Raw genomic sequence first — 6,882 nt, 5'->3', positions numbered from 1 at the left:
GATGGTACTTGGACCGAAGGGTCCTGGGAGAGTAGGACGCCGCCAAGCAAAGAAGAAAGAGCACTGCCGTTCATCCGGCGGTGCTTTTTTTTGCAGGAATTTCGGTAAAACCGGCGGTCTAGCCTTAAATTACTGCACCTTGCTATTTGGCTAATATCGGGCATGCACGATATTTCCATACATACCGGGATAACGCCAGCCGTATCATAAACTCAAATATGATATTTGTCTTATCATATTTACGTAATAAATATTATGTAAACTAAAAGGCGGACCTAACCATTTAACAAAGCCAATCAAAGGAGGTTAACCATGAGCAACAAAATTGAGGCAATCCGCGCGGATCATCAAAACTTTCTCGACAAGACGGAGGATGAAGTAAAGGAAGTTCCGGCTACGACCAATGTAAATGAAGCAGTAGAGGCGATCACGGCGCATATTAACAAATACGACGAGCCTGAGGAGAAAGAAAAGAGAAAATAAGGCCCGGAAATGACGTCGATTGTTTAAACACCCTAAAAGCCCCGGGTCTCCGAGGCTTTTAGGAGTAAGTTACATCATCAAAGCACTGTTGGCCATCTTAACGTCATGGGCTAAAAGCTGTTCCAGGTTGTAGGCTGGATAGTGCCCATGTTGATGCATAAAGTGGAACACTTTGGCATGCAGCGAGATAGCGCCCAGAAGCTGCTTCTGGAAGGTCTCCCGGAGCTGGGGCGTGGCGGTTTCCGTAATGGCAATGGCATAACTGCGCACGGCGGTTTTGAGGAAGCCAAGCAAGGTTGCGGCTTCGACCGCGGTCATATCCGGTCCGGCGTTACGGGGCATGGATGGCGCCATCGGATAGAATTTCAGCAATTCCCGCAGGTTTTGCTCCAAGGCTTTGATCGTTTCGGCGTAAAGGTTTTTTAAGGCCGGGTCTTGGATGGTGGGAAGCTTCTTCTTGAATACGGCCAGATGCGTAGATTGAAAGGCGACGAGTTCGTGCAGTTCCATCGTTTCATGCCAAGCCAGATGTTCATGGTTCCAAGTGTTGTTCACAGTTTCACTCTCCTAGGATAGAATTTAAAACAGTATATTCCGGCTGGGGGAAATTGGGTATTTGTCCTTGAAAAATCCGGAAAAGCAATGTTGGCGCGGTTTGGAAAAGTTTCTTTCGAGGATATATGCAAGAAGAACAGGGCAATAGCACATTCTAGGAATGGTCATAAAATACGTTTACTTTTGCAGCGTCATTTCCCTTTGCATATTCAGGACTACAATATGAAAGTCGATTTTTTGAGCAAGATGGAGGGAGCCGTTGCTCGATTGCCGATTCCGGATTTGATGCCGATGCTGCAGTCATTTACGCAAGCTCCCACGTCTCCCGTACCTGCGATACCAAGAACGGACGTACAGCAATTTAATGACCGCGAAATCGCGACTGCTTATTTGTTGACCCTGAAAAGAGCAGGCCGGGAGTACGCATGGGCGGCTATGGAAATGAGCGATCCGGAAATCCGCAGCTTTTTGGAGCATGCGTTTTGCATGAGTTCGCACCATGCCTATGATGTGTGGCAGTGGATGGTGAACAAAGGTTTCTATCCGCTTGAGGCCGCACCTGTTGCGACGATGGGAACTTTAAGCACTATGTATCAAAAGGTGCAGGAGCCTGTGGCTGCCCACTGAATCCGGTTACCAAGGCTGCTGAAAAGAGCGTACCGTTTTGTCTTTCGACGAAACGGCACGCTCTTTTTCCATACTATTTCCTGTAACCTTTGACCGCTTGGATGGCGGCGGAGACGATATAGTTTTCCAGCTTGGCTCCGGGAATCCAATCTTTAATGAACGCGATCGACTCGTCCTTCGGCTGAATGCTAATATCGGTAAAGCCGCTCCGGACCAGCATGTTCTCCAGCTCCTGGATGGAAGAAGCGCCGGAAATACAGCCGGCATACAGGTCCTCCAGATCGTTTTTGATTTCGGGCGGCAGCTCGGCCGTCGTTACGACGTCGGAGATGGCCAGACGGCCGCCGGGAGCCAGCACGCGGTAGGCTTCGCGGAAGACCTGTTCTTTGTCAGGAGAGAGATTAATGACGCAGTTGGAAATGATGACGTTAACGGATTGGTCAGCGACTGGAAGGTTTTCAATTTCGCCCAACCGGAAATCCGTATTGGCAAAACCTCCTTTGAGGGCGTTTTGACGGGCGAGGCTGACCATTTCCGGCGTCATATCTACGCCAATGACTTTCCCTGTCTCCCCAACCTGACGGGAAGCCAGGAAGCAGTCGAAGCCGCCGCCGCTGCCCAGATCAAGCACGACCTCTCCCGGCGAAATCCGCGCTATCGCTTGCGGATTACCGCAACCGAGGCCCAAATTTGCGCCTTCCGGCGCCGCATTTAATTCATCCTCGCTATAGCCCAATTCGGCGGATATCTCCTTGAAATCGGTAGGGGTGCTGCAGCAACCGGCAGCCTCAACCTCTGAAGAAGAACAACAGCCGGATACCGTCGGACCTGATTCGGATGCGTTCTGCACAGCCGCTTGCCGGTAGCGCTGCCGGACGTTTTGGCGGATCTCATCATTCGTTAATGGATTCATGGACATACACTCCTTCTTGATTGGATTGGAATCATCTAGCAGCAAACGGCGCAACAAGCTTCGGCTGGTTCCGGCTCACGTTCGAGAAGGGACGAAATCCGTTTTATGAATTGAAGCTTCGGTTTACTCGGTTCCGCCCATTTCCAGGCTTCCCGGCTTATTCGTTGAAGTTCTTGCTCTCGTTGCTTCATCAGCAACTCGATCGTATACCAATGTTCAAACATGCGAATCCCTCTTTCCATATTTGAATTTTACAAGTAATCGAAGACAGATCTATTCCCTGTGATGTGTAGCTTGGTTCGTTATAGTGCAAAATATAACGTTGGTTCATTTACCGGATTAATCCATCCCTTGCTATAAGTTATACTTTATTTATTTGCATAATGCAAATATTATTTTTGCATTACTCAATATGGGCGGTATTCCGGCGCGTCCGGACCCAATCGGCGGGCACATCCGGCGGTTTGCCGAAGAAGAATCGCAATAAACGAAAAGATCAGTGAAGAAAAGGCCGAATTCTTTTTTTATGATACAATATTTGCGAATGCCGCGCTTGGCATAACGAGACACTAGCAAAGAGGGTGCCGACTTTGGGGGCCGTATTTCATTACAATCCGGACCGGCCGTTCCGCGAATCGCCGGAGTTGTATTTATGCTATTGGGGAAAAGAACGCTGCGCGCCGCTCCATGCCTTTGGTCCGGGGGTGCGCGACATTTATAAAATCCACTTTATTCACTCGGGGCGGGGGATCGTGCGCGCGGAGGGAGAAACGTTCGAACTGACGGGCGGACAGGCGTTTATCGCTTATCCCGAACGGGTGATTTTTTACCAGGCCGATGAAGACGACCCTTGGACCTATTCCTGGGTTGGCTTTTGCGGCGAACAAGTGGCCGGCATCTTGGCCCGGACCCGGTTAAGCCCGGCCCATCCGGTGTTTCCGATGGACACGCGGCTGATGCCGCAGTTGTACGAACGGATGAATGAAGCGGAGGAGAGCCCTGCTACGCGGGATTTGCGGTTACAGGCGCTGCTAAACGAAGTGCTGACCGCGATGGTCGAGCTTGCTCCGGCGTCGGAGCCGCTGCCATCGGCAAGGGTTCAGGCCAAGGATACTTACATCCACCGCTGCCTCGATTTCCTGCACGGTCACTACAGCGAGGAAATTACCGTCGGCCAGCTGGCGTCGATCGTGGGGCTGGACCGCAAATACTTATCGTCCCTGTTTAAACGGGCTACAGGGGTGCCTCCGCAGCAATATTTGCTGAATTATCGGATGGAAAAAGCATGCGGCCTGCTGAGAAAAGGCCATTATTCGATCGGCGAGGTGGCGAGTTCGGTCGGATATCAGGATGCGCTGCTGTTCTCTAAAATGTTCAAAAAAACGGTAGGCCTGTCGCCCTCCGACTATCGGGCACATAATTAAAATAAGACATGGTGCCATATTTATCATCCTTGTTGATATAGGTATGTCGTTCCGATTGCATTATATTGGACACATATCGACTAAAGGAGGAACAAGCATTCATGTATCAAGCAGCCGATAATAGATATGAAACGATGACATATAACCGTTCGGGAAGAAGCGGTTTGAAGCTGCCGGCCATTTCGCTGGGCTTGTGGCACAATTTCGGCGGCATCGACGTGCTCGAGAACGGGCGCGCCATGCTGCGAAGAGCGTTTGATCTCGGTATCACGCATTTCGACCTGGCCAACAACTATGGGCCGCCGGCCGGTTCGGCGGAGGAGACGTTCGGACGCGTGCTGCGGGAGGACTTCCGCCCTTACCGAGACGAAATGATCATTTCGACCAAAGCCGGTTATTACATGTGGCCGGGACCTTACGGGGAATGGGGCTCGAAAAAATATTTGGTGTCCAGCCTCGATCAAAGCTTAAAGCGGATGGGCCTGGAGTACGTCGATATTTTCTATCACCACCGTCCCGATCCGGATACGCCGCTGGAGGAAACAATGGCCGCGCTCGATCTGGTGGTTCGCCAAGGCAAAGCCTTGTATGTCGGCTTGTCCAATTACCGGCCGGAGGAAACGCGGGCCGCTGCGAAAATCCTTAAGCAGCTCGGCACGCCGGCGGTCATTCATCAGCCGAACTATTCGATGATGAATCGCTGGATCGAAGAGGGGCTGCAGGACGTGCTGGAAGAAGAGGGCATCGGCTCGATCGTGTTCTCGCCGCTGGAGAAGGGCATCCTGACCGACCGTTACCTGAACGGCATCGCGCCGGATTCGCGCGCAGCCGGCCCAAGCGTGTTCCTGCGTCCGGAAGATTTGAACGAGGAGCGGATCGCGAAGGTGAAGCAACTGAACGATCTGGCTGCCGAAAGAGGGCAAAAACTGTCGCAAATGGCTCTGGCGTGGGTGCTTCGCGGCGGCAAAGTGACCTCGGCGCTCATCGGCGCCAGCAAGGTCAGCCAAATCGAAGATGCGGTCGGCGCGCTAAACCATCCGTCGTTCAACGCGGAAGAATTGCGCCGGATCGACGAAATTTTAGGCTATTAAGAAGATACGCCGTATTAGCGGCATTGCAAATGCAAGAGGCACCTTCCAGCCGGATGGCTTGGGGTAGGTGCCTTTTTTGCCTGAATTTCTACTAATTTTCTCCGCCGTATTGAGCTTGGGCCCCCTTAGCCTTTATAATATGACGAGTGTACCCTTTTAAGCTGAGTTTCCAACATAATTCATATAGAAAAGGTGTTATTAGCATGAGTATATTAAACGTAGAACGGTTAAGTCACGGTTTTGGGGACCGGGCTATTTTTACCGATGTGTCCTTCCGGCTGCTGAAAGGCGAGCATATCGGATTGATCGGCGCCAACGGCGAAGGGAAATCCACCTTCATGAACATCATCACGGGCAAGCTTCAACCCGACGAAGGCAAAGTCGAATGGGCCAGACGCACGCGCGTTGGTTATCTGGATCAGCATGCGGTGCTTACGAAGGGGATGACGATTCGCGACGTGCTGCGCGGGGCGTTCCAATACCTGTTCGACATGGAACAGGAAATGAACGACATGTACGCCAGGATGGGCGAGGTATCTCCCGAGGAGCTGGAACAGCTGCTGGAGGATGTCGGCACGATTCAGGATACGCTGACGAACCAGGATTTCTACATGATCGATGCCAAAATCGAAGAGACGGCCCGCGGGTTGGGCTTGACCGATATCGGCCTGGATAAGGACGTAAACGATCTGAGCGGCGGACAGCGGACGAAAGTGCTGCTGGCCAAGCTGCTGCTGGAGAAACCGGACATTTTGCTGTTGGACGAACCGACGAACTATTTGGACGAGCAGCACATTGAATGGCTGAAGCGGTATTTGCAGGAATACGAAAACGCGTTTATTTTGATCTCTCACGATATCCCGTTCCTGAACAGCGTCATCAACCTCATCTATCACATGGAAAATCAGGAGCTGAACCGCTACGTCGGCGACTACGACTACTTCCAGCAGGTGTATGAAGCGAAAAAACAGCAGCTGGAATCGGCCTACAAGCGCCAGCAGCAGGAAATCGCCGACCTCAAGGATTTCGTGGCCCGCAACAAGGCGAGCGTGGCGACCCGCAACATGGCGATGTCGAGACAGAAGAAGCTGGACAAGATGGAAGTCATCGAGCTGGCTAAGGAAAAACCGAAACCGCAGTTTAATTTCAAGGATGCGAGAACGTCCGGCAAGCTGATTTTCGAGACGACGGACCTGGTGATCGGGTACGATTCGCCGTTGTCGAAACCGCTGAACCTGCGGATGGAACGCGGGCAGAAAATCGCCCTCGTCGGGGCGAACGGGATCGGGAAAACGACCTTGCTGCGCAGTATTCTCGGGCAAATCCCGGCGATTTCGGGTTCGGTCCAGCTTGGCGATATTCTCGAAATCGGATATTTCGAGCAGGAAATGAAAGAAGCGAACTATAACACGTGCATCGAGGAAATCTGGAACGAGTTCCCATCGTTCACGCAGTTCGAAGTGCGTGCCGCGCTTGCCAAATGCGGCTTGACGACGAAGCATATCGAGAGCAAAATCGCCGTGCTGAGCGGGGGCGAGAAAGCCAAGGTTCGTCTCTGCAAACTGATTAACCGCGAGACGAACGTGCTCGTGCTCGACGAACCGACGAACCACCTGGACGTCGACGCCAAGGATGAGCTGAAACGCGCGCTCAAAGCGTATAAAGGCAGCATCCTGCTGATTTCGCACGAACCGGAATTTTATCGCGACGTCGTCACGGAAACGTGGAACTGCGAATCTTGGACGACGAAGATGCTGTAAGCGAGAAAAGAACAGGGCAGCCTTAAACC

7 protein-coding genes are annotated in these 6,882 nt (G+C 52.0%); 5 read left to right on the top strand and 2 right to left on the bottom strand.

The genetic code is table 11. The features are described from left to right. Positions 1–312: 312 nt before the first annotated feature. Positions 313–483: a hypothetical protein gene (locus ACQ4N8_RS21700; protein ID WP_430706430.1), complete on the top strand. Its 171-nt coding sequence runs from the start codon at positions 313–315 to the stop codon at positions 481–483. 69 nt (positions 484–552) lie between these two features. Here ACQ4N8_RS21700 and ACQ4N8_RS21695 read toward each other — a convergent pair whose 3' ends face one another. After that, positions 553–993: a spore coat protein gene (locus ACQ4N8_RS21695; RefSeq protein WP_430706433.1), complete on the bottom strand. Its 441-nt coding sequence runs from the start codon at positions 991–993 to the stop codon at positions 553–555. Between the two features lie 135 nt (positions 994–1,128). Between ACQ4N8_RS21695 and ACQ4N8_RS21690 the strand changes: the two genes are divergently transcribed. Then, complete coding sequence (locus ACQ4N8_RS21690; RefSeq protein WP_430706429.1) at positions 1,129–1,665, top strand: spore coat protein; 537 nt, start codon at positions 1,129–1,131, stop codon at positions 1,663–1,665. Positions 1,666–1,738: 73 nt separating this feature from the next. Here ACQ4N8_RS21690 and ACQ4N8_RS21685 read toward each other — a convergent pair whose 3' ends face one another. Beyond that, positions 1,739–2,578: an arsenite methyltransferase gene (locus ACQ4N8_RS21685; RefSeq protein WP_430706428.1), complete on the bottom strand. Its 840-nt coding sequence runs from the start codon at positions 2,576–2,578 to the stop codon at positions 1,739–1,741. 590 nt (positions 2,579–3,168) lie between these two features. On the opposite strand from ACQ4N8_RS21685, the gene ACQ4N8_RS21680 reads away from it, so the two are divergent. The 3 genes from ACQ4N8_RS21680 (at position 3,169) to ACQ4N8_RS21670 (ending at position 6,853) form a co-directional block, all read left to right on the top strand. After that, entirely contained in the window at positions 3,169–4,002 is an 834-nt protein-coding gene (locus tag ACQ4N8_RS21680; protein ID WP_430706427.1) for an AraC family transcriptional regulator, read from the top strand. 101 nt (positions 4,003–4,103) lie between these two features. Then, positions 4,104–5,093, top strand: coding sequence for an aldo/keto reductase (locus tag ACQ4N8_RS21675; protein WP_430706426.1), 990 nt, complete (start codon positions 4,104–4,106; stop codon positions 5,091–5,093). A gap of 203 nt (positions 5,094–5,296) precedes the next feature. Then, on the top strand, positions 5,297–6,853 hold the full coding sequence (locus tag ACQ4N8_RS21670; RefSeq protein WP_430706425.1) for an ABC-F family ATP-binding cassette domain-containing protein: 1,557 nt from the start codon (positions 5,297–5,299) through the stop codon (positions 6,851–6,853). Positions 6,854–6,882 lie beyond the last annotated feature (29 nt).

Origin of the sequence: Paenibacillus macerans (assembly GCF_050565405.1) — a bacterium.
Taxonomy (GTDB): domain Bacteria; phylum Bacillota; class Bacilli; order Paenibacillales; family Paenibacillaceae; genus Fontibacillus; species Fontibacillus macerans_B.
The sequence above is the reverse complement of the archived record's forward strand: the minus strand, read 5'-3'. Positions and strand labels throughout refer to the sequence as shown.